The organism is Paenibacillus sp. Root444D2 (genome assembly GCF_001426375.1).
In the GTDB taxonomy this organism is placed as follows: domain Bacteria; phylum Bacillota; class Bacilli; order Paenibacillales; family NBRC-103111; genus Paenibacillus_E.
The window spans coordinates 40,261-58,760 of record NZ_LMEO01000052.1 but is presented as its reverse complement, the minus strand read 5'-3'; the positions used below and the strand labels follow the sequence as shown (position 1 = coordinate 58,760).

Annotated in this window: 13 protein-coding genes; 10 read left to right on the top strand and 3 right to left on the bottom strand. The window is 43.7% G+C overall.

Translation table 11 applies throughout. The features are described from left to right. Positions 1 to 426: 426 nt before the first annotated feature. The 7 genes from ASD40_RS33705 to ASD40_RS33675 all read left to right on the top strand — a co-directional run bounded on the left by ASD40_RS33705 (position 427) and on the right by ASD40_RS33675 (position 12,133). The gene (locus ASD40_RS33705; RefSeq protein ID WP_057307523.1) at positions 427 to 3,591 is read left to right on the top strand and encodes an ATP-binding cassette domain-containing protein; all 3,165 of its coding nucleotides are present in this window, start codon (positions 427 to 429) and stop codon (positions 3,589 to 3,591) included. A gap of 285 nt (positions 3,592 to 3,876) precedes the next feature. Further along, positions 3,877 to 6,204, top strand: coding sequence for a helix-turn-helix domain-containing protein (locus tag ASD40_RS33700; protein ID WP_057307522.1), 2,328 nt, complete (start codon positions 3,877 to 3,879; stop codon positions 6,202 to 6,204). Positions 6,205 to 6,367: 163 nt separating this feature from the next. Continuing rightward, complete coding sequence (locus tag ASD40_RS33695; protein ID WP_082562632.1) at positions 6,368 to 7,327, top strand: ABC transporter permease; 960 nt, start codon at positions 6,368 to 6,370, stop codon at positions 7,325 to 7,327. A gap of 24 nt (positions 7,328 to 7,351) precedes the next feature. After that, the gene (locus ASD40_RS33690; protein ID WP_057307521.1) at positions 7,352 to 8,248 is read left to right on the top strand and encodes a carbohydrate ABC transporter permease; all 897 of its coding nucleotides are present in this window, start codon (positions 7,352 to 7,354) and stop codon (positions 8,246 to 8,248) included. 50 nt (positions 8,249 to 8,298) lie between these two features. Further along, positions 8,299 to 9,951: an ABC transporter substrate-binding protein gene (locus ASD40_RS33685; RefSeq protein WP_057307520.1), complete on the top strand. Its 1,653-nt coding sequence runs from the start codon at positions 8,299 to 8,301 to the stop codon at positions 9,949 to 9,951. 177 nt (positions 9,952 to 10,128) lie between these two features. Beyond that, positions 10,129 to 11,139: a zinc-dependent alcohol dehydrogenase gene (locus tag ASD40_RS33680; RefSeq protein ID WP_057307519.1), complete on the top strand. Its 1,011-nt coding sequence runs from the start codon at positions 10,129 to 10,131 to the stop codon at positions 11,137 to 11,139. Between the two features lie 115 nt (positions 11,140 to 11,254). Further along, the gene (locus ASD40_RS33675) at positions 11,255 to 12,133 is read left to right on the top strand and encodes an AraC family transcriptional regulator (RefSeq protein WP_057307518.1); all 879 of its coding nucleotides are present in this window, start codon (positions 11,255 to 11,257) and stop codon (positions 12,131 to 12,133) included. A 26-nt stretch (positions 12,134 to 12,159) separates the two neighbouring features. Here the strand turns inward: ASD40_RS33675 and ASD40_RS33670 are convergent, their stop codons facing one another. Next, positions 12,160 to 13,266, bottom strand: coding sequence for a glycoside hydrolase family 172 protein (locus ASD40_RS33670; protein WP_057307517.1), 1,107 nt, complete (start codon positions 13,264 to 13,266; stop codon positions 12,160 to 12,162). A 130-nt stretch (positions 13,267 to 13,396) separates the two neighbouring features. Between ASD40_RS33670 and ASD40_RS33665 the strand changes: the two genes are divergently transcribed. Continuing rightward, entirely contained in the window at positions 13,397 to 14,308 is a 912-nt protein-coding gene (locus tag ASD40_RS33665) for an AraC family transcriptional regulator (protein ID WP_057307516.1), read from the top strand. On the opposite strand, the gene corA is transcribed toward ASD40_RS33665, so the two are convergent. Then, entirely contained in the window at positions 14,301 to 15,251 is a 951-nt protein-coding gene (gene corA / locus ASD40_RS33660; protein WP_057307515.1) for a magnesium/cobalt transporter CorA, read from the bottom strand. The genes ASD40_RS33665 and corA overlap by 8 nt on opposite strands. 109 nt (positions 15,252 to 15,360) lie before the next feature. Here corA and ASD40_RS33655 point away from each other — a divergent pair, with 109 nt between their 5' ends. Next, positions 15,361 to 16,119, top strand: a complete 759-nt coding sequence (locus ASD40_RS33655; RefSeq protein WP_235549488.1) for a hydroxypyruvate isomerase family protein — start codon at positions 15,361 to 15,363, stop codon at positions 16,117 to 16,119. Between the two features lie 178 nt (positions 16,120 to 16,297). On the opposite strand, the gene ASD40_RS33650 is transcribed toward ASD40_RS33655, so the two are convergent. Further along, positions 16,298 to 17,677 carry an erythromycin esterase family protein gene (locus ASD40_RS33650; protein WP_082562631.1) on the bottom strand — a complete coding sequence of 460 codons (1,380 nt, stop codon included), beginning with the start codon at positions 17,675 to 17,677 and terminating at the stop codon, positions 16,298 to 16,300. Between the two features lie 129 nt (positions 17,678 to 17,806). Here ASD40_RS33650 and ASD40_RS33645 point away from each other — a divergent pair, with 129 nt between their 5' ends. Then, a complete protein-coding gene (locus ASD40_RS33645; RefSeq protein ID WP_057307512.1) occupies positions 17,807 to 18,307 on the top strand; it encodes a GNAT family N-acetyltransferase in 501 nt (166 codons plus the stop codon). The last annotated feature ends 193 nt before the right edge of the window (positions 18,308 to 18,500 follow it).

Genomic DNA, 18,500 nt, shown 5'->3' with positions numbered 1-18,500 from the left:
GGATCGAATCTTAGAGGTTAGAAGGGAAGTGAATAAAGCGCTTTCTAATTTGTAACATAATTGAAATGTTTCTGTTATGGTTTCATAATGTTGGTGAGGTATTATAATAACCAAGACCCCCTTTTTAATATAAACTTTTGAACCCGGCCCCGTTGGCTGGGTTCCTTTTTTTTGTGTATGACAAATAACCCTTATAAAATATGCCTCACAGATATAATCCCCCTTTTCAGATCGATATCTGAAAACCTCAACTCACGAATTTCACCCATACGCATACCACAATGAATTGCTAATATAAAAGGTAGAATGTGAAAGAATAATAGAATGGAGCTGCCGAGTTCTTGATTCGAAAAAAAAGCAGTTTATACATTTAACTCTGTGATAACATGGAAAGACTAAGTTTAAAAGAATAGAGAGGATGTACGTATGAAAATAAATCGATTAATTTCGAACAATATTAACCTATTAGATGCAGAACTACCGGTAGATAAATCGTTAGGAATTGCTGGTTTATCTGGATCTGGTAAAACAACATTTTGTCAAACCATTGGTGAAGAATCCAAGAAGCGTCTCGTTTCTTTATTGCCAAAGGCTGAATATCAGTATTTATTTCCTGAAATTATGGAAACTAATTTCAGTGCCATCAAGATGGAAGAAATGCCTTTAGTCCTTTTTCTCGGAAAATCATCGATTTCATCCAATCCTCGTTCAACCATTGGCACACATACGGGTGTGTTTAAAGAGATTCGTATAACGCTTGCCGAAAAATTTAATCTTTCTCCAGAAGTTTTTTCCTTTAATAATGCCTTAGGCTGGTGTCCAGATTGTAAAGGGCGCAGTATGACCCAAAATGTCGATTGTCCCAAGTGCAAGGGTAGGCGCTACAATCAAGAAGTTGAGCAATATAAGATGGAATTATTTAATCAACCACATAGCATTTCCGATATGAATAACTTAAGCATTGAAACGATTCTTTCTCTTGCAAAGGAATTACAAATTAGTGAAGCGAAGCAGCATATTCTCCAAAATATAATCAATATGAATATGGGTTACTTAACAATAAATCGCATTATGGGTACATTGTCAGGTGGGGAAATAACACGACTTTACTTGGCCGAATTCATGGCAACTAGTGAAAATACGGTTATTATCATTGATGAAATCTCCGTGGGTCTTGATCACCAAACATTATTGAAAATTTTAGATGAGATTAAACAATTGGGGTATAAGAATCAAATTTGGCTGATTGACCATTCTGACACCGTGCTGAGCACAGCGGATGAGCAATTGTTCTTTGGACCTGGTAGTGGTAAATACGGTGGGAAAATTGTTGAAGAATCACCACGTCCAAAACCAATCCATTGTGATCTAAATAAGGCAATGCCAACAGACTACTATCAATTTCATGATCTTTACTGCCGTAATATTCAAATGGCTGAAATTCAGATTCCCAAGAATAGACTTGTAACCTTTACGGGTGAGTCGGGATGCGGTAAATCTACACTTGTCAATGAGTGTATAGTTAAAGATTTTCAGAAGCGGTATCCCAAAGATAAACTGGTCGTGGTTGGGCAAGATCGAAATCAATCGATTTCCAGTAGGTCGACCGTTGCGACCTTTCTTGATATTAAAAAGAAACTCACCAAATATAGTGAGGATATTGATGATATTTTTCAGCGCTCGATTGAAGAAATTATTGATGAACTGCCAAATGAAGACATCGCTCATAAACGATTGAGTTTATTGATTAAACTTGGACTTGGTTATTTGACGTTGGAAAGAAAAACACAGTCCTTATCGACTGGCGAGTTTCAATGTGTTCATTTAGTTTCTGAGCTGTTTGCTAATTCGAGAAACCCACATACCCTTTTTATTTTTGACGAGCCTTCAAAAGGTTTATCACAAAATATTTTAAACCAATTCATTGATAGTGTTAGGGACATTCTGGTAGATGAATCTGTCTCTATCCTGATGATTGAACATAATGCCTATATGATGGAAAGCTCTGATTTTATCATTGATTTTGGAAAAAGGCAGCCTGAACCTGTGAAGCAGCTTGATGTTGTCAGTCATGATGATTATTATCGTCAAAAAGATAAGGAAGATAGCAAGGCCTCCATGCATATTTCTTCCACACTCAAGCCCCAAAACGGTATTCACTACTTACAAGAAAATCAGCTGGACTATTTTAAAAAGGCAGAAAACGTCTATAAGGGTGGTATCTTAAAAAGCTTATCGCCAATTGCCCATGTGATTTATGGTGAATATGAATCTGAAAAGATTGCACCTGTCATCGCCATTGATCTTGAACGACATCTGTATAGTCAATATAGTTTTCTCTATGAAATAGGTGGACTGATCAACCATATTGTGGCTGCTCATCCGACCAATAAAGATACAAGAAGCTTCGATTTCTATTATCAAGACAATCACTGTCCGAGTTGTTCGGGGCGTCGTGTCATTGAACAATTTGATATGGATGTTCTCATTCAAGATAAAACGGTCCCTTTCTGGGATGGTATGTTACTTCCAGAAGTCATGGATGTCTTGAAATACTATCAACATGCCAAATTGCACTTCCTATTTGAAGAGATAAAGAATGAACTGGGTCACGATATGAGTAAAAGCTATAATGAGATGTCAGAAGCAGAAAAGCGTACTTTCTTATTTGGTTATTGGGAAAAATCATTTTATGATAAAGCAGGGAAGGCTTCGAGAACATGGGAAGGCTTTAATCTCATCCTTGGGCGTTATATGGTTATTTCGAAGAACATTCCTCTTAAAGAGCAAATGAAAGCCTCAAAAGAAATGATTACCTGCCCAGTTTGTCATGGAACCGTGTTAAACCATCATAAAAAGCTAAAGTTTGGTGACACGGATATTCGTGAGATTATTCAGCAGCCGATTGATCAGGTGATAAAAACCGTAGGGAAGTTACCTGAACTAGAAAAACTAAAATCAATTGTTGGCAGCGATCTTGCACTTACGGAAGATGTCTCTTTACTTCCAAGGGAAACACAAGTTGCGCTGAAGATGCTGGAGCTGGAGCTTGCAAGCTTTGTGGGCTATGAAGTGGTTTTACAAAATGCCGTACCATTTTGGGACAAGATTAAAGGTAACCTCGAGGCGATTAGCAGTAATAACTTGATTACCATCTGTGACTTTGCCAATATTGCTGAAACTAGAGAAACCATTATTGATAAGTATTTCACCAATGGAAAATATAAAAAACTAACTTATGTCTATGAAGTGTTTGGTTACAATAAAATTGTTACACAGATTAATAAAATTAAAGCAAGTCATCCATGCCCATTCTGTGGCGGGAAGAAAGTCATTTCAGAAGATGGTCTTCATGACGGCGTATTTAAGTTATCGGTGCCATGTGTTAGCTGTTATGTAAGTGGCATCAATGATGAAGGGCGCAAGGAAATCGTCGATGGTATAGATGTACAAACATGGCTTACTGGCAAAGTAAGTGATGTTGTTGCTGAAAACTTACTAACTGAGGCAGTTGCAGATATTCCTATCTTCAATCGTATTCGTGAGTTGAATAAACGAGATATGATGGCGGTTTATCATTGCCTGAAGTGAAATACGCTAGCTCAAGCCTTTAAAAATCATCAAAATCTGTAACCCACGCCCCGTTGGCTGGGTTCCTTTTTTTTGTTAAGCACAAAAAAGTCTCATTGCATATCTAGCGATGTATTTCAAGCTTCCGATTACCCGCTTAGCAAGGTATACTTAAGGTAACAGCTTATCCTTTTGGGATGAACGCCGCAACAGATTGCAAACGCATACATAAATGCAAATCATGCGCAAGGATTACTCTCGATATGATCGAAACAGGGAATCGTAAAGGAAATGGGGACATTTACTATGCTGTTCAAGAGAGAGAGAAGCGTTAATGTTAACGTGAACAAAGGAAGGCACCGCGTGTTTGCGCGTATTCTAGTTCCTTATCTTGTTTTTCTGATGCTGCCGATGATTATCGGCTGGGTCATTTATCAGAAGACGACTGCGCTGATCGAAAGCGAAGCAACCGCGAGCCATATGAACCTGTTGGAGCAGAGTAAAGATATCCTCGATCGAAGACTGGAGGAAATCGCCTCCATTACCCAGCAGTTAGCGGCAGATACAAGAATTATGCGGTTTCTGTCTGTCACTGATCCTTTTGAGGGGACGAATACGTACCGGGTTTTGGATACGAATAAAAGCTTGTACGATTACAGGATGTCTAACAATTTCATATTTAATTATTATGTCTTGTTCAAAAATAGTGAAATGGTGTTAACTCCGGGGGCTAGTTACTCTTTTCAGCATTTTTTTGATCGGGTAGCTCAATACAGCAAGTATGATTATGATTCATGGTATGACTTCGTCGCCAAGCAATTTCATACACGCAAAACCTTTGCGTCTGAGGAAGTTATCGTACAGGGTGTGCCCTATTCCATGCTGACGTATATGCAATCGCTGGGGTACCCCGGCAATCCTCAGGGCGCTATTGCTGTCATGATTGACCAGAAGGAAATCCAGAAGCTGTTTCAAGGGCTGAACATTTCCGAAGGGGGATGGGCTTATATTGTGGATGGCGAGGGGAAGATCGTTAGTGAGCTTTCGGCGAGTAAAGCCCCCTTACCGATCGAGATCGGCGATCTGATTGACGATAGAGGCGTAATCGAGCAATCGCTGCAATCGAAGCAGATGATGATTACGTATACGAAATCCTCCTATAACGGTTGGACGTATCTGGTGGGACAGCCGACCTATGTTGTACTGGAGAAGGTTCGTTATATTCAGAAAATCATTTTCTCTTTGACGTTCGTCTTTCTTGTCGTGGGTGTCTTCATCGCGTATGTGCTGGCTTATCGCAACAGTAAACCATTACGGAATATCGTAAACTTGATTCTGGAAAAAGCGGACGTAATTTCGCACCAGAGAGACGCCTTTGGATTAATCGGAGAAACGGTAACCGGTTTGTTCCATAATAACCATAGAATGAAGTCCGAGATCGAGCAGCAGGTTCCTTTGCTGCGGGCTGCGTATTTTCAGCGGCTGTTGAACGGGCAATTTATTTCGGCACGTGATGCAGATGCACTTTTAAAATATGTTGGTATGGATTTGCAAGGGATGTCCTATCGGGTCGCGGTTGTTCATTTGCGAGGCTTCGATAACGGCTACAACGATGATCTGTTGGAAGAACTGGATATGAAGCGTTTGCTGGCCAAAGAAATGTTGAGAAGGGCGATTGATCAGGAAGGCTTTGTTTACGATATAGCGGAGGATCAGTTCGGGTTGCTTTTTTGTTATAGAGCTGAGCAACCAGAGCCCTACAAAGAGCTTATTGAGCAGAAGCTGAAGGAAGTAAGTGGGGAGATGAAAAGCCAGATAAAGCTGGTGTCCGTCTATGGTGTAGGCGGCTTATGTGACAGCCTCACTAGCATCTCCAGATCGTATGAACAGGCTCGAGAAGCATTGAATGTACAATTGTGGAAAAATGAGAATGAAATCGTATGGTTTGACGAGCTCCCGACGGATATGAATAACTATTATTTTCCGCAAGATGTGGAGATCCGTTTAATCAATTTGGCGAAAGCTGGGGACCATGCTGAGGTTCAGCATATGCTTGATGAGATATACCATGAAAATTTCCAACTGAGGCATCTTTCCTTCGCTGTTATGCAGTTGTTCTTGTTCGAAATGTGGGGAAGTCTGGTAAAGCTGCTGCCGCAAATGGAGCTTGATCAGCAAGAGGTTTACAGACGGATCCAGTCACTGAGCAGCGAGATTGACTCCTATGAAAATATGCGCAAAAATTATCAGTCGATCCGCGCAACCTATCAATGGATATGCGAAAGCGTGAACGATCATAAGAAAAGCCAAAATGTGCAGCTGATCCAAAGTATTCTTGGCATGCTGCAGAACGCATATATGGACAGTGACCTTTGCCTGGATGTAGTGGCCGATCGCTTTCGCATCTCGAAAGTGTATCTCTCCCAATTCTTCAAAGAGCAAACGGGCATTAATTTCTCTGACTATTTGGAAAATATGCGCATGAATCGGGCCAAAGATCTACTGCAGACAACAGAGCTAACCATCCTTGAAATTTCCGATAAGGTTGGCTATAGCTCTTCCAATACATTTTGTCGGGCATTCAAGCGGCTGCATGGCGTTAGTGCGACCTCCTATAAGAAATTACATGGATAAGAATGCGGCACTTTGTGTCGTATTCTTTAGTTTTGCACATTCATTTAGAAGTGCACATGGCTGAATCTTAATATTTGCACATAAAGAAAGCGCTTTCTGATATACGGCTTGAGGCGATTTCTTGTAACCTTAAGGTATCAATTGAAAGGGGGGAGAGCGCACAATGAAAGAGGTTGTATTAACCAAAGCAAGCACCGGAGCAAGCAATCTGCTGCTTGTTGCAAGGAAGCAAATGAAGAAAAGCTGGCAATTGTATGCCCTGCTTGCGCTTCCAGTTATCTATGTCCTTGTATTTAAATATTATCCAATGTACGGGGCGCAGATTGCCTTCAAGGATTATATTGCCTCCAAGGGTGTCGCTGGAAGCGAGTGGGTCGGCTTGAAACACTTCATCCGATTTTTCAACTCTTATGAATTTGTGAAATTGATGAAAAACACGTTGATCATCAGCTTGTACAGCTTGCTTGCCGGGATTCCGTTTCCGATTATTCTGGCTCTATCATTGAATTATGTGAAAAACCAGCTGTTCAAAAAATCCGTACAGATGATCACTTACGCCCCCCATTTTATATCCGTTGTCGTGATGGTAGGGATCGTTATGGAGCTGCTCGACCCCCGCAATGGATTAGTGAACATGCTGCTCGGTCAATTGGGCTTCGAACCGATCAATTTTATGGCCAGGCCGGAATATTTCAGCTCGATCTATGTCTGGTCAGGTATTTGGCAAAATGTAGGCTTTTCCTGCATCATTTATTTAGCTGCTTTAGCGGGTGTTGATCCCGCGCAGCATGAAGCGGCTGTCATTGATGGAGCAAGTAAATTTCAGCGCATGCTGCATATCGATCTGCCAAGCATTGTTCCGGTTATGATTATCCTGCTTATTTTGAACACCGGACATATTCTGGATCTGGGCTTTGAGAAGGTACTGCTATTGCAGAATCCGCTGAATGCACGCACCTCGGAAGTCATTGATACGTTTGTTTATAAGGTCGGTCTAGCCTCCCAGGCGATGAATTACTCTTATTCCACGGCCATCAATTTATTCAAATCGGTCATTGGTTTGATTTTACTGATCTCGGTTAACCAAATGGCGAAGAAAGCTAAGCAGGAAAGCCTATGGTAAGTGTGACAAAAGGAGGAAGTCATCATGGAGCTTGCTAACATTCGGGAAGCCAGCAATGACCGTTGGTTTAACGTGATCAATTACACGGTGCTTACCTTATTTCTCATTATAGTGATGTATCCGCTAGTTTTTATTGTAAGCGCATCCTTCAGCAGCCCAGACGCGGTTATCTCAGGGAAGGTGTGGCTATGGCCGGTTCAACCTACACTCGACGGTTACGAGGCTGTTTTTAAACATAAGTTGATTTGGAGCTCATTTCGCAATTCCGTCATTTATACGGTTCTAGGTACAGTCATCAATGTCGTACTAACGATTATGGCCGCTTATCCGCTCGCACGTAGAGACTTGTATGGGAAAAATGCCGTCATGCTCTTGCTGGTGTTCACTACCATGTTTTCTGGCGGGCTCATTCCGAGCTACCTGTTGGTCAAAGATCTAGGCATGCTTAATACGATTTGGTCGATGATTTTGCCAGGGGCGATGAGTGTCTTTAATGTCATTATTACGAGAACTTATTTCAAAACGACTATACCGGAAGAGTTGTTGGAGGCCGCTCAGCTGGACGGCTGTAACGATTTCAAGTTTGTATGGAATGTCGTTATTCCGTTATCTGGTCCGATCATTGCTGTCATTACCCTTTATTCGGCGGTAGGCTATTGGAATCAATATTTCAATGCGCTGATCTATTTAAAACAGCCGAGCCTTTATCCACTCCAACTAGTGCTTAGGGAAATACTCGTTCAGAATGAGGTAGATCCCGCCATGCTGTCCGATTTGGGACAGGAAGCGAATCGGGAGGGCCTGCGGGCACTGCTTAAATACTCTCTGATTGTCGTCTCATCGCTGCCGCTCATGATGATTTACCCTTTTGTACAGAAGCATTTTGTTAAGGGGGTCATGATTGGTTCGTTGAAAGGTTAGTCATTCAAAGAAAATTTTCTAACGAAAAATGCTAGGGAGGGTTCTTTTTGATGAAAAAATGGATGGTAGCAAGCTTAGGGTTAGCCTTGTGCACAGTCTCGGTATTAAGCGGTTGTTCAGATAAGGAAGCAGCGCAATCAGATGCGACTCCAAAAGTGTCAGAGGATCGGGTGACTGCAGCTGGGGAATTACCTATCACGAAGGAAAAAACGACCTTAAAGGTTCTTGTAAAGGGAAGCGCATTTGTTGAAGACTTTGCAACGAATGAATATACGAAGTACCTGGAGGAGAAGACGAACATTCATATTGAATGGGATGTTGCCCCGGAGAAATCAGCGGTAGAAAAGCTTAATTTGGTGCTCGGAAGCGGAGATTTGCCTGATGTGATCATGGGCTTTGACGTTAGCCCTACGCAGCAGCTGATCTATGGCAGCCAAGGAGATTTCCTCGATTTAAAGCCCTTTATTGATAAGTATGGCGTCGAAACCAAGAAGATGTTTGAGCAGGTGGATGGAGTGAAAGATGCTATTACGGCGCCAGGTGGTAAAATATATGGACTGCCGCTCGTGAATGAGTGTTTCCACTGTTCAATGGGGCAAAAAATGTGGATTTACAAGCCATGGCTGGATAAATTGGGGTTAGCTGTGCCAACAACGACGGATGAGCTGTACAAGGTGCTAAAGGAGTTTAAAACAAAGGATCCGAACGGCAACGGAAAAGCAGATGAGATTCCGCTTGCAGGTGCAGCGGTGGGACCTGCGGTCAATATCGACTCGTTCATTATGAATGCTTTTATACTAAATCCTAATAATACCAATCGTTTGTACCTCAATAACGGCAAGGTGGATGTGCCTTATAACAAGCCGGAATGGCAAGAGGGCCTGAAGTACCTGCACAAGCTGTATGCCGAAGGTTTGATCGCGCCGCAGTCCTTCACACAGGATCGGGATCAAGCGAAGCAAATGGGGGAAAACCCCAACATTAATATATTGGGCGCGGCGATAGCTCAGCATAACGGGACGTTTACAGCCTTCAATGGACCGAGCGGAAGATGGCTTGAGGTTACCGCCGTTCCAGTGCTCAAAGGGCCGAAAGGCTTGCAAGTAGCGCCCTATACCAATAGTGTCTCTCAAGGGCGTTACGTGATTACGAAAGCGAGTAAAAATCCAGAAGCCGCCTTCCGTCTAGCGGATCTGATGTATACGCAGGAGATGACACTGCGTAATGCAGAAGGGCGTCCTGATGTGGAATGGAAATATGCGGCTCAAGGCGAACTCGGCATCAATGGCAAGCAAGCCATTTGGAAATATACCGAAGCCAAGATGGCAAATGTTCAAAATGTGAAATGGTCTCAAACCGGACCATCGCTTAGAACGAATGATTTCCGCTTAGGCTTGGTCGCCGATCCGAAAAACCCATTGGAAGTTATTTTGTACAATGAAACGAAAAACAAATACGAGCCTTATAAGCAGAAGCTGGATACTGTCCTTCCGCAGCTGTTTTTCACGAATGAGCAGGCGATGGAGCTAGCTGATCTCGAGAAGACGATTACCGATCATGTCAAAGAGATGACCGCACGCTTCATCATCGGGGATGCGAATCTGGAGAAAGAATGGGACGGCTACCTCAAAAATTTGGATAATATGAACCTGAAGCGTTATCTGGAAATTTATCAAGCTGCCTATGATGCGAAGAAGAAGTAGATTTATATGATCGATAGACGGGTCGACAATCCAGCGATTAACTCTGGAAAGTCGGCTCTTTACATTGTACATCCCTTCTATCGTTGTTTTCGATAAAAAATCATTTCTTACGTCAAAGACGCCTCCAGTAAAAACATTTATATTGAAAATGAGTTCAATACAAAGGAGTGCGTTGCGATGAAGAATAGGAAGGTAATGTTCCTCAATCCATGGCAGGTTGAAACGGTAGAAGAGAAGTTCACCCTACAGATTGGCGATCAGGAAGTTCTGGTCAAGAAGCTTTATACATTAATCAGCCCGGGAACTGAATTGGCCATGCTGTCAGGCAACGAATCTTGGTTTCGCATGCCGGGTATTCCAGGCTATGCAGCTGTAAGTGAGATTGTGGAAGTAGGAGCAGGAGTAACGGGGTTTAATTCCGGTGATATTGTTTTTCATTATGGGAACCACACGCAGTATGAGGTTGTTTCGATCAGAGGGACTTTTCTTAAAGTTCCAGACAACTTGGATTTGAAATGGGTACCGTTTACTCGGATGGCAACCGTCGCGACGACAGCAATTCGTGTATCGAATATTGAGTTCGGAGATTATGTAAGCGTAACGGGGCTTGGACTTATAGGAAATATGGCAGCTCAACTGGCGCATTTACAGGGTGCTACTGTGATTGGTATTGATTTATCGGAGGAACGTCTTCGAATTGCTAAGCAATGCGGTGTTATTCATGTTATTAGTGGTGGAAAAGACAGCGTGAACGAGCAGATTGCCGAAATCACGCATGGAAAAGGAGTTTCAACCCATATCGAGGCTACAGGGGTGCCTCAAGTAGCTGTTCAAAGTCTCGAGTGGATCGCTAAATTAGGCGAAATCATTTTCCTGGGCAGTCCTCGAGGTGAATATAACACGGATGTTACTGAAATTTTGAACTACTGCCATCTGTATGGACGAGGTTGTATTACGTTCAAGGGAGCACACGAATGGCGGTATCCAACCGAACCTAATGAGTTTGTGAAACATTCCTTGGTTAGAAACTCAAACATCGTATTCGAGCTGATGAAGCAGAAACGGCTGCAGGTCGAACCTTTAATCAGCCATGTACTGAAGCCGGAGGAAGCGAAGGAAGCTTACGAAGGACTCCGAGTGAATAAGGATCAGTACAGCGGTGTTTTATTTGACTGGAGCGAGACATGAGTCTTAAGGGAAAAGTTCGCATCGGCATGTTAATATATGGAAAATGTGAATACGCTTCAGTTATACTTGAGAAATAAGGCAGTAGGTCCTCAATCATTTCGCAGGAGGGAAGTACATGGAGACTTGGCTGAACAACATCTCGCCTTTCGTCAGAATGGTCAAAATTCATAAATCCTTCTCTCTGGCGGGTGAATGGATGGATTACGACCATGTGTATACGTATATCGAGCAAGGGGAAGCTGAATTTTTTTTGGACGGGATCAAATATCAGGTGAAGGAAGGAGACATTCTCCTTATGCCTCCCTTCATGGCGCATATTATTCGCTCTACGTCAGAGGTGCCATTGATCCAATATATCTTTCATTTTGATTTGTATTATGACGAAGAACGAAGTTCTTGGAAGGACCAAGCGATTACGGAAGAGCGTAAAGCAATTGCAAACAAGGAGATGCAGCTAGCATCTACCATTCCAATTTCCCACCTGCAGCTGCCGGACCGGATTGAGTTAAAGAAAAGATTCCTGATCATGCAGAAAGAGTTTCTAGATATGAGATCGGGTTATTCGTTGATCCTTAAGGGGATTTGTTTGGAATTATTAGTCCTTTTTATGAAGGGACAAGTGGGCCATAACGATAAAGAAGGTAAAATGACAAAGGGTTGGGTGTTTATTGAAAAAACCATCCATTTGATCAATGAAAGATATGGGGACCCTGAGCTGGATAATCATACGATAAGTAAACAGGTCGGAATTTCGACCAATCATTTATCTTTTTTATTTAAAGATCAGCTTGGCATTACGATTCATAAATATTTGACCCATATTCGAATCGAGCAATCGAAGATAAGAATGATCGAAGGTAATCAAACATTAACCGCTATTGCTGAGCAGGTGGGCTTTTCAAGCATTTATTTATTCAGCCGATCTTTCAAGGCTACGGTCGGAGTTATGCCTAGTATGTTTATAGCGATGAATTCTCAGCCAACCATTTCTTAGAATAAGCAAAGAGGTTGGTGTGTTCATTATCGCGGCCATCTCCGGTGAACGGGAAGCAGTATGGGGAAATCCGCATGAGGCTCCATCTGATACCAATAGGCAACGGAGGAAACATCGTCGGTTCGTTCGAAAAGCTCTCTGCTGTTATGACCAATCTGTTGAATCGTAACGCGCAGATCGCTCTCGAAATGGATGGGGTCTGGAAGATGCCAACGATATAGTCCATGCATAGGCACGGAATCTTCGCCGAACTTCTCTTTGAGGGTCGAATCCGATTTGGAATAGAACGGGTATCCTAGATAGGGAGTGCTGTATGGCACCTCGACGGGGATCCCGTTTTCTTTTTCGTAAAAGCACCAGGCTCCACCGAAATAATCCTCCGTCCCCGTCCCGCAGAGGGTTGGCCATTCTTCATCTCCATCCAAATAAAATTTAATTTCCCCTTCGCCCCACCAATAACGTTCTAAGGCTGCCCATGCCACATAGGTACCGACATATGTTCCCTTGCCTTTGACTCCGTCCAAAATAGTGTAATCTTTTCCTTCCGTTGTGATATTCTCTCTTCTCCACTGGGCGTGAAAATAAGCCGTATTCTCCGGGAGCGAATCAACGAGTGTATAATGAAACTGATAGAAGAAGCCTTGAATATCCTCGGCATGCTGATTCTCAATCGTAATTTTGGCTGATTGTCGGAAAGGCATGGGGAAGTAACAGTTCATGCCACCTGTAGGATTCACGACGATCGGCTGCGAATTCACCTTGCAGCGTTCACCAAACCCATTGCAAAAGAAATCGCCCAGCGGCACTTCCACGGAAGGCGAGGCTTCATCATCCCAGTAGATGCGGAGCACTAAATCTCTAAGGACAAAGTTCCCCTTAGGCGTAGCATTCGTACAAGTGATCCAGAAGTGCTGCAGGATGCCAGTTCCTTGAATATCGGCCAGAACGACTGTTTCTCCTTGAGGTAAAGTGATGCACGGCCTGCCTTTGCGGGCAATACCTAAATTGCTTGCTGCTTTCCCGCCTTGTCCCTTCTCACCGGTCGGATTCTCTGCCGTGATCCAACGGGTTTGGCCTTGTGTCAGGAATGGTGCTGCAGAGAGTTCATGGATAAAGCCTTGATTTTGCGACATAGGAACATCCACCTCTATCATTATTGTTATATGAACTTGAAAACATTATATAATGAAGGTAAGCGTGTTCATTTAGCCAAAGTTAGTTAAAAGTTAACTATTATTGCTGAAAAGGAAGGATTCTACCGCCGTGAGCTTTCAAAATGTCTCCCCATACATTCGTATTGCGATGGATAGTATCATACAATCTCCTTGGATGTTAAAAGAAAGAATGCTTTGGGACTACGAGCTATTATATCTAATGGAGGGCCGAGCTGACATAACGATCGAGGACAAGACCTATGAAGGCAGACCGGGGGACTTGTTTCTATTTAAGCCTGGGAAGAGGCACTCCATCCAGATCATAGGTGATAACCCGATTCGGCAGCCGCACGTGCATTTTGATTTGTTCGAGCAGGCGGATAGCGGGGACGTTAAGGTATCGTTCAAAATGCTGCAAGACATGGATGAGACGGAGCGAAGCTGGTTTCGTAAGGATGAGCTGTCGGGCGCACTCGTTGATCTTCCAACCTATATTCGATTAAGGGAGCCGAGTCGCGTGGAACAACAGCTTTTTGGAATCATATCGGAATTTGAAGCGAAGCTGCCATTGTATGAATGGCGTCTAAAGGGTAGTCTACTGGAATTAATTACCTATATAGTGAGGGAGCATGCGTGGAACGGACGATTATATGAAAACAGTCTTCACCAAGAGCTTTTATTGGATATTGAGCGTTACATCGCGGCTCACGTTCACCGTGAGTTGAAATTGGATGAGCTATCGGAGCGATTCCATATCAGTAAATACTATTTGATCCATTTGTTTAATAAAGTATTCGATGTAAGTCCGATCCAATATCACCAGAGAATCCGGCTCGAGCGAGCCAAGAATATGATCAGGCATACCTTAATGCCGCTTCAGGAAATCGCAGATCAATTAGGATTTTCCGGTATTCATGCCTTCAGTCGAGCTTTTAAGAAGAAGGTGGGGGTTTCGCCTGCTGGTTTTAGGAAAGAATTCCGTGATGAGCATCGCTCAGAATCTGTAAGGTCTTTTATTTAAACCAGCCCTTTTTCCAAAACCAAGCGAACATGCCGAATCCAATTCCGAACATGATCACGAGAATTGCAAAATAACCGCCGTGCCATTTCAGTTCAGGCATATAAGCGAAATTCATCCCATAAAGACCAGCAATGAACGTTAATGGCATGAAGATTGTCGTGATTACGGTCAACGTTTTCATGATGGTATTCATTCGGTTTGAATTCAGGGAGATGTAGCTATCCCTCATATCAGCCGTCATATCGCGGTTTGAATCAATCATTTCTGACAGCTTGAGCAGATGATCATGAATGTCCGTGAAGAAGACGAGCTGATCGCGAAGACGCTCGATTCGATCTGTATTGATAACCCTGTACAGCAAGTCACGCATGGGCACGATGGTGCGGCGCAATTTTAACAATTTGGCCCGAATATCAAAAATATGTTTCATTAAGGCTTCAATGGATTCGGCATCAAAATTATTCTCGATATCATCTAATTGATCTTCGATTTGGTAAACACTTGGAAAATATTGATCCACCAAATTATCAAGAATTAAATAAGCCGCATAAATATGACCTTCATTCCGCAAGTTTTCTTGTTCTGAAATACGGCCCCAAGCATCCTCAATTTCCCTTGATTCATGCAAATGAAAGGTCACAATGTAGTTACTTCCCAGAAACATGTCCACTTCTTCAGCATCCAGTGTCATAGTATTAATCGCATGCATCACAAAAAAGTGAACGTTTTCATAGTGATCCATCTTCGGTCGCTGCAGTAAGAAAAAGCAGTCCTCTATGGCCAGCGGATGAAAATGGAAATGCTCCTTCAGATATAGCGCTTCCTCATCGCTCGGATTATGAAAGTCGACCCAATACCACTGAATGCTCGGGTCTAGAAGCTCCTCGAAGGGGACATTATGGAGCACCTTGAAGTCCATGGTAATAGCAAGGGAACGAATCATAAGTAAAACTCCTTGAGTCATATTTTCATCTGCTTAATTTTACCATACAATAGGGAGAGTTCAGAAATGTTTGGTCCCTAGCACAAATAACGTAAATTGGGAAAGAAGGATGACAATGAGGCTCTCCGTCTGTATGGATGCCGTTTATAGCAAGTATGATTTTGCTCAAAGTGTTAAGGAAGTGAAGCAAATTGGCTATGATACCATTGAATTCTGGTCATGGTGGAATAAGGATTTGGACGAAGTCGCACATGTGGCGAAGGATGCTGGGGTTTCAATTGCCGCCTTTTGCACCAAATTTGTGAGCTTAGTCGATGAAACCATGCGTGAAACTTATATAGTTGGACTTGCCGAATCCATTGAGGCAGCGAAGCGATTAAATTGCTCTCAGCTCATTTCACAAGTGGGTCAGGAACTTGAAGGTGTGTCCAGAGAAGCGCAGCGTCAGTCATTGATTGATGGATTAAAAGCATCCGTTCCGTTGTTGGAGCGGGAAGGGATAACATTATTGGTAGAGCCGCTGAACACACTTGTGAACCATAAAGGATATTTCTTAGCTTCATCTGAAGAAGCATTCGATATTGTGAAGCAGGTAGGGAGCCAGCATGTGAAAGTGCTGTTCGATATTTATCACCAACAAATTACCGAAGGTCATCTTATTACGAATATTCGTGAAAATATGGCTTGGATAGGTCACTTTCATGCAGCTGGCAATCCAGGGCGACATGAGCTGAATAATGGCGAGTTGAATTACGAGCAGATCTTCAAGGCCATTGATGAAACTGGATTCACTGGGTATATCGGTTTAGAGTATTTTCCATTGGAGGAACCGAGTGTTGGATTAAAACATCTTATTAATGACAAGTGAAAGCCATAAGTTGTACGCGGTGCAACAATATCCTTGATTTCTTCCTTCCAAGCTGTGGAAATAGAAGCAATAAAGTTGTATTTCGTACAACAATCTTAAATACATAGGAACTGAGCTTGATATCGACTCTGCTATAGCGTGAAGCATCGGCGTTTTGGGTGGTAGTGCTTGTGTGAAATCACACAAGCACTTTTTTTATGGTTAGCGGATGAAGCGCATGGCTTTCATCCACATGTACGAAGGCGTCGTACCGCCGAGCCATAAGAGAGGGAATGTAATTCCCTCTCTCATGGCCAGAGCGGTACACGACCCCGATGGCACGGTGCCCGAGCACCTCGTGCCCGAGAATCGGATCCTCCTTGCTTAGCAGGAGGATCTGATCATGCGCGCCGGCGCGATGCATGAGCTCCTCCCAGCTGCCCGGCTGGGCAGGTGGCACTTGCATCGTCGCCATCGGCGCGCCCCAGGATGTCGCGGCGATGACCGTACCGCGGTAAGTGCCGAAGCCGATGGCGAACACATCGGCTTCGCCGTGCGCTTCGCGCACGAGTTGGCCGACGTTCACCATACCGTCGGCCAACATGTCTGTTGCACGCGCATCGCCGACGTGCGTGTTGTGCTCCCAGACGATCACTTTGGCGTCTGGGCCGTGGTGGTCGGCGAGGCGGCGCAGCGCCTCGACCATGTGCCGGTCGCGGACGTTCCACGATTCCGCGTCGTGACGAACCATGGTGCGGTAGTAATCCTCAGCGTTCACAGCAACAAGCGCGTTCAATTCCGCGCTTAAAGCTGCTTCGCTGTCTTCTTCATACCGCACGCGTTTCGCGTGAAGCGCTTGAAGCAGCTTCACAACCTCATCTTGGCAGCTTTCGCCGTAAAAAGCCGCCGAAACCCCATAATTTTGCCCCTCCTTTTCATAAGAGTCGAAGCACTCAAATGCCTTCCGCGCCAGAGCTAACTGCTCAGGGGTGCCTTTTTCCTGTAAATAACGTTCGATCTCTTCTAGTGACTCCCATAAGCTATAAACGTCCAAACCGTAAAACCCGACTCGCTCTTCCATCGGCTTATTTGCATTGTGCTGGTTAAGCCACTCCATCAACTCGCCAACCTCTTCATTGGCCCACATCCACGTCGGCCAGCGATTAAAAGTTTCCATGACCTCGCGGGAGCTTGGCTTGGCATCCTTGTACTGCTTTACATAACGGTTAACCTCATAACATGACGGCCAGTCGCCCTCGACAGCAATAAAAGAAAAACCTTTCGTCTCAATTAATTTACGGCTTAGCTCCATGCGCAGCTTATAAAATTCTGATGTACCATGTGTTGCCTCACCGAGTAATACGTACTTCTTGTCTCCGATTGCTTCAACTAATACATCCAAATCTTCGGGGGTCCTCAGCTGTACAGCTTGCTGTCTAATCTGTTCCACAATGACGTCTTCAACTTTCACTTGTTTGACTCCTATTCCTAAAGATTTACATTCTGTAGTATGTACAAAAGTGCATACAAAAAAAGCGATTCGAATGGATTCGCTTTTTTTGTAACACAATTGGAACATTCCTGTTACAGTTCTCTAACATAGTAGGTGTATTATAATAAACAAGACCCCCCTTTTTTAATATAAACTTTGGACCTGGCCCCGTTGGCTAGGTCCCTTTTTTTGTTAAAGAGAAAGGATGATGACAAAATGGTTCGCACAGGAGAACGGTTGTACATCCGCCACTTTGAAATGGGAGACTCGGAAGCTCTGCTGGCGTTGATGGTGCGCAACCGGCAATTGTTTGAACAGGTGGTACCGATTCGGTTAGATTCGTTCTACACGCTGGATCACCAAGCCAGCAGCATTGAGCTCTGGCAGCAGGCGGATAAAGAGGGACGGCGTCATTCATTCGGTATCTTCCTTAAAGGAACGGATGAGCTCATAGGGGAAGCCTCCCTTTTCGAAATCATTCGCGGACCACTGCATAAAGCGATGCTAGGTTACTGCCTAGATGCAAGTCATAATGGCAAAGGTTATATGACAGAAGCCATCCATCTTGTTCTGGATTACGCTTTCCGGGAAGCGGGACTCCATCGGATCGAAGCTGGGGCTATGCCGCATAATACCGGATCTATCCGGGTGTTGGAAAAGGTTGGTTTCCGTCAGGAGGGCCTAGCGAGGGAGAATGTGAAGATTCAAGGCGTATAGCGGGACCACGTGATGTTTGCCATATTGGAAAGCGACTCTCGCTAATGAGAAAACCTCTATCGAGGCCATTCAAAGATAAGCGACCGCGTTTAACGAGGAGAGACTTTGGTCTACGACCAAAGATCCCTATAAGCGGAGAGACTTTGGTCTACGACCAAAGATCCCTATAAGCGGAGAGACTTTGGTCTACGAC

Excerpts from the sequence above, each read along its gene's own strand:
- ASD40_RS33690 (WP_057307521.1), top strand. The coding sequence starts at position 7,352 with ATGGAGCTTGCTAACATTCGGGAAGCCAGCAATGACCGTTGGTTTAAC.
- ASD40_RS33645 (WP_057307512.1), top strand. The coding sequence starts at position 17,807 with ATGGTTCGCACAGGAGAACGGTTGTACATCCGCCACTTTGAAATGGGA.
- ASD40_RS33705 (WP_057307523.1), top strand. The coding sequence starts at position 427 with ATGAAAATAAATCGATTAATTTCGAACAATATTAACCTATTAGATGCA.
- ASD40_RS33675 (WP_057307518.1), top strand. The coding sequence starts at position 11,255 with ATGGAGACTTGGCTGAACAACATCTCGCCTTTCGTCAGAATGGTCAAA.
- ASD40_RS33680 (WP_057307519.1), top strand. The coding sequence starts at position 10,129 with ATGAAGAATAGGAAGGTAATGTTCCTCAATCCATGGCAGGTTGAAACG.
- ASD40_RS33700 (WP_057307522.1), top strand. The coding sequence starts at position 3,877 with ATGCTGTTCAAGAGAGAGAGAAGCGTTAATGTTAACGTGAACAAAGGA.
- ASD40_RS33670 (WP_057307517.1), bottom strand. The coding sequence starts at position 13,266 with ATGTCGCAAAATCAAGGCTTTATCCATGAACTCTCTGCAGCACCATTC.
- ASD40_RS33685 (WP_057307520.1), top strand. The coding sequence starts at position 8,299 with ATGAAAAAATGGATGGTAGCAAGCTTAGGGTTAGCCTTGTGCACAGTC.
- ASD40_RS33655 (WP_235549488.1), top strand. The coding sequence starts at position 15,361 with ATGACAATGAGGCTCTCCGTCTGTATGGATGCCGTTTATAGCAAGTAT.
- ASD40_RS33650 (WP_082562631.1), bottom strand. The coding sequence starts at position 17,677 with ATGTTCCAATTGTGTTACAAAAAAAGCGAATCCATTCGAATCGCTTTT.
- corA (WP_057307515.1), bottom strand. The coding sequence starts at position 15,251 with ATGATTCGTTCCCTTGCTATTACCATGGACTTCAAGGTGCTCCATAAT.
- ASD40_RS33695 (WP_082562632.1), top strand. The coding sequence starts at position 6,368 with ATGAAAGAGGTTGTATTAACCAAAGCAAGCACCGGAGCAAGCAATCTG.